4 protein-coding genes and 1 pseudogene are annotated in these 4,113 nt (G+C 57.6%); 2 read left to right on the forward strand and 3 right to left on the reverse strand.

The window, feature by feature from the left end:
* Positions 1-735 (reverse strand): annotated as a pseudogene (locus H5U08_RS11710) (rhamnogalacturonan lyase); the annotation flags it as partial.
* A 355-nt stretch (positions 736-1,090) separates the two neighbouring features.
* On the opposite strand from H5U08_RS11710, the gene H5U08_RS11715 reads away from it, so the two are divergent.
* Entirely contained in the window at positions 1,091-2,581 is a 1,491-nt protein-coding gene (locus H5U08_RS11715; protein WP_297033212.1) for an alkaline phosphatase D family protein, read from the forward strand.
* Between the two features lie 12 nt (positions 2,582-2,593).
* Entirely contained in the window at positions 2,594-3,211 is a 618-nt protein-coding gene (locus H5U08_RS11720; protein ID WP_297033214.1) for a MarC family protein, read from the forward strand.
* A 275-nt stretch (positions 3,212-3,486) separates the two neighbouring features.
* Here the strand turns inward: H5U08_RS11720 and H5U08_RS11725 are convergent, their stop codons facing one another.
* Both H5U08_RS11725 and H5U08_RS11730 read right to left on the reverse strand, forming a co-directional pair.
* Entirely contained in the window at positions 3,487-3,690 is a 204-nt protein-coding gene (locus H5U08_RS11725; RefSeq protein WP_297033216.1) for a hypothetical protein, read from the reverse strand.
* A gap of 93 nt (positions 3,691-3,783) precedes the next feature.
* On the reverse strand, positions 3,784-4,113 hold a 330-nt coding region (locus H5U08_RS11730; RefSeq protein WP_297033217.1), incomplete at its 5' end, for a hypothetical protein.

Here is a 4,113-nt window from a genome sequence, read left to right on the forward strand (position 1 = left end):
GCGGGCGGTAGGAGACCCGATCACATGCCCCACTCCGTCCACGGTGCCGTCGGTGGTTCGGCAAACAACTTCCGCACGCCCGTCGCCGTCCAGATCATAAACGATAAAGGGGGTGTAATGTGCGCCTTCACGGATATTCGGACCAAGGTTGATTCGCCACAGGAATTTTCCATCCAGGGTATAGGCCTCTAGTTTTGTTTCTCCGGTCGGTCCGCGCTGTGAATTGTCTCGAGGACGCATTTCCTGCTTGACGACAATTTCATATCTACCGTCGCCGTCGAGGTCCCCGACGGACGCGTCATTCGGAGTGTGGCCCGGCAACGTTTGAAGCGGGATCACCAGGTACTTTTGCCCCAATTCGACCTTGACAATGGTTGCCGGCTCAAGCTCGCGGCTGTCCACCACGGCTGTCACGCGATAGAATCGGGGAAATGTCGCCGTGCGATCGGAGTCGACATAATGGGTGATCGTTCGCAAAGGAGAGGGAGTAAGCCTGTGCCAAATCCCCGTGGAATCCAGCCGGTCAACATAAAAGCCGATGTCCTCGGGATCGTTCGCCAGCAGTCGCCAGCTGATCATGACGGTCTGGTCGCCGCGATCGATCGCAACACACCCGCGGTCGAGGGCTTCCATTTGACGCCCGACACCCGCGCCGTGTAGGTTCGTACCCAGCAACCAGCTCCCCAGAACTCCCAGGAAGAGGCATTTTTCCAAGCTGATTGTCGAACACCTCATGGCAGGAAATCACTGAATGTGCAAACTGAACGCTCTGTCTTACTTTTTTTCATTTTTACAACGTTTTTGTCAGATTGGTACCGAATCAAATTGGGCAGGGGAATCACGGGCTGTTCACAGCACACGGCGGTTGCGCCGGTGGACGTCACGTCAGGCAAACCCGTTGATGAAGACCGCGGCGAGTGACACCAGCCAGATCTCAGGGTGTTGCTAAATTCCGCCAGGTTTTCTTTTCGGATAAAAAAAACCGGGAATGAGTCATCATTGTCCACTGGCTGATATACTACGGCAAGGCTGTGAACGTTGGGTCGAGACGCCTCTAATGGGTATGTGACGAGTTGGGGGAGATGCCTGCATGTTGCGTGTGAAATTGTTTCGCGTATCACCGATAGCAGCCGCCATGCTCATTTGCACCATTGGTTTGCCGGCACAGTCGCAGGAGAAACCGGAACATCAGCGACTGAGCCGGGGCGATCTGGCGACAACCCTCGAGATCTACAATCTGTGGGGCCAGCAGCCTCGCGAAAAGCAGGAGGTGATCAGATTCGCTTATGAATTTCTTCAGCAACGTCCGCGAGGTACGGTGGCCGATCTTGTGGACCAGCCGGAGTTTCAACGTCTTTGCCGAGAGGCAGGCTTGACTCACCTTGGTGGCCCCATGCTGGGTTGTGTGAGTTCCGACGGAGTCCGCGTTTGGGTTCGCACTCTGGGACCCGCTGAGGTCATTGTGGAAGTGCAGGTGGACGGCGAGCCTCGACGGTTCGGCCCGGTGGCGTCGACGCGGGAAACGGATTTCACTGCGGTGGTGCCAGTGACGCGCCTACCACGAGGGCGGGTTCTGCCCTACCGCGTCCTCATCAACGGGAAAGCCGCAAAAATTCCTGAAAACGCGGTGATCCGAACGCTTCCGGAGGGTGCGAAACACCTGCGGATCGCCTTCGGAAGTTGCATGCACCGCTGGGGACTGGGCAATCCCCAGTTGATCGCCCAGATTCGCCGTCGACAGCCGGCAGCCCTCCTGCTGATTGGGGATACCGCGGCTCAGGATCGGGATAACCACCTTGGCATGCATCGTTTGGATTATCTGGTTCGTGACCTGACGCCAGCATGGCAGCAGTTGGTCGCCGAGATTCCGGTTTACGTTACCTGGGATGATCACGACTACTTCAATAACGATAAATGGGGCGTGCCGAAAGGCTTTTCCGAAGCGGATCGGCAGGGCGTTTGGGAGGTGTTCCGTCAGTGCTGGAACAATCCCGCTTATGGCCTGGGCCGGGGAGGGATCTTCCTGAGTACGCGGATGGGGCCCTGCGACATCATCATGACCGATAACCGCTTCTTCCGCGAAAAGGGCAATTTTTTGGGGAACGAGCAGATGGCCTGGCTCAAGGAACAGTTGCTTGCCGCCAAGGGACCATTTGTGATTCTTTCCTGCGGGACGATGTGGAGCGATTACGTCTCGAATGGAAAAGATTCCTGGGGGGTTTTCGATCCAGAGGGGCGGGAAGAAATTTTCCGCTTTATTGAAGAGAACCGCATTGGCGGGGTTTTGCTGATTTCCGGTGATCGGCATGGAGCTCGCGGATTCACCATCCCGCGACCCAACGGGTTCCAGTTTTACGAGTTTGAAGGCGCCAGCCTGGGAGGTCGCAGTGGACCGCCCGTCCGCCAACCGAACTGGACAACGCAACTTTACGGAATTTCCGGCGAATACGCGTTCAGCGAGTTCGAGTTCGATACGAGCAAACCTGATCCCGAAGTGACGTTTCGATTGTTCAGCGAAACGGGCGACGTGATCTACGAACTGACCCTGCCCCGAAGCCGACTGACACCACCCGCCAGGTAAATTGGGACGCCCATGTTCAGTGAGATCACCGACTTCCTGTATCGATTCGCCCTCTGTTTCGTCCCCCTGTTTGCCGCAGTGGACGCGGTGGGGCTACTGCCCCTGTTTTTAAGTCTGACGGAGGGTTTAACTCCCACCGTGAAACAGCGCGTGCTATGGCAGATGGTTCTCACGGCAAGCTCTGTCGTCATTGCGTTTGTCGTCGTCGGGCAGGTTCTCCTCCAATTCCTGGGCATTTCGATAGCCGATTTCATGGTGGCGGGCGGAACCATGCTCTTTATCGTGGCCATGAACGACCTCTTCGCCACAGATAAAGGGCGACCGCATCTGGATACCGAATCTCTGGGGGCTGTTCCGCTGGGGGTGCCTCTCACTGTGGGACCGGCCGTATTGACGACCGTACTCCTCCTCGCCAACCAGTATGGAAAGCTACCGGCCCTCTCTGCTGCGCTGGCGAACGTGGTTTTGGCTGCGGCACTGTTCTCGGTCGCGGCCAGGATTGAAAAATTTCTCGGGCGGGACGGTGTACGCACAATGTCCAAGATCGCTTCCCTGCTGATGGCCTCAATTGCCGTGATGATGATCCGGAAGGGAATCCTCGGAATTTTGCACGACGCGCGCATCCTTTGAAGAGACACACCCAGCCTGCATCTGGCCGAGTGTGTATTCCGGACACTTCCAGCGCGTGGCAGTACTATCTGCCTGTTGGGCCTTCCCCAACTTATGCAGCCTAGACGTTCCCGCTTTTACTCGGCCGAGGGGGCGCGGAAGTCCACACGGGCTCGCGTGGCCGCGGGATTCGACCCGAAGGGACCCGACAGAAGAGGCAATTCATGTATTGCCCCCGCCAACGAATTGCGTCCCTGCCATCTCTGTGGTCTTTGCCAAAGCGCGGACGGATCATCTCATGCGGAACTTGCCGCAGGCTCGGAGACCAGGTTGCGAATCCGCTCGATCAACCGCCCGATCATGTCCTTCTTTTGTTTGAGGAGTTCCCTCACGTCGTAGAATCGGGCGTGGCGGATTTCGCAGTGGAGATCGGCCTCTTCACGCTCCAGCAATTCGAGAATGAGTTCCCACTCTTCCCGGGACAAGACTTCTGCATTCATGGCCGCACCTCCGCTCCAAGACGTTCCTGGTTTCTTCCCAGGCCCGACATTATGTTAGGGCGGGGACGCCCTGTGGACAAGCTCACGGAGGCGTCAGCCGGCAGCCTTGCCTGCAGGAACGATTGCAGCGGCACGCTGGGTTCGCAGGCTCAGTCGTTGTAACTGCTCGCGCGGAGAGGCCACCACGGTAAGATGTTCACCCTCCGCCCAGATGGAATCCTGGGTGATGTCGGGAGCCCGCCGCAACTCCACTTGGGCACTGGTGGGCACCACCACGCGGTGTTCGCCCTGCTCGTCTCGCCATGTGAATCCGCGCTGTCCTCCCTCTTGTTTTTCTTCCACGTGTGTTCCGTGTGGAATAGCGGCCAGGATGGTGGTCTTTTCTTCGGTGGCTTCGCCGCTGCCTTTCTTGACCACCTCCAC

Origin of the sequence: Thermogutta sp. (assembly GCF_014359955.1) — a bacterium.
GTDB lineage: Bacteria > Planctomycetota > Planctomycetia > Pirellulales > Thermoguttaceae > Thermogutta.

Coding starts and splice junctions, on each gene's coding strand:
- H5U08_RS11725 (WP_297033216.1), bottom strand. CDS start 3,690: ATGAATGCAGAAGTCTTGTCCCGGGAAGAGTGGGAACTCATTCTCGAA.
- H5U08_RS11720 (WP_297033214.1), top strand. CDS start 2,594: ATGTTCAGTGAGATCACCGACTTCCTGTATCGATTCGCCCTCTGTTTC.
- H5U08_RS11715 (WP_297033212.1), top strand. CDS start 1,091: ATGTTGCGTGTGAAATTGTTTCGCGTATCACCGATAGCAGCCGCCATG.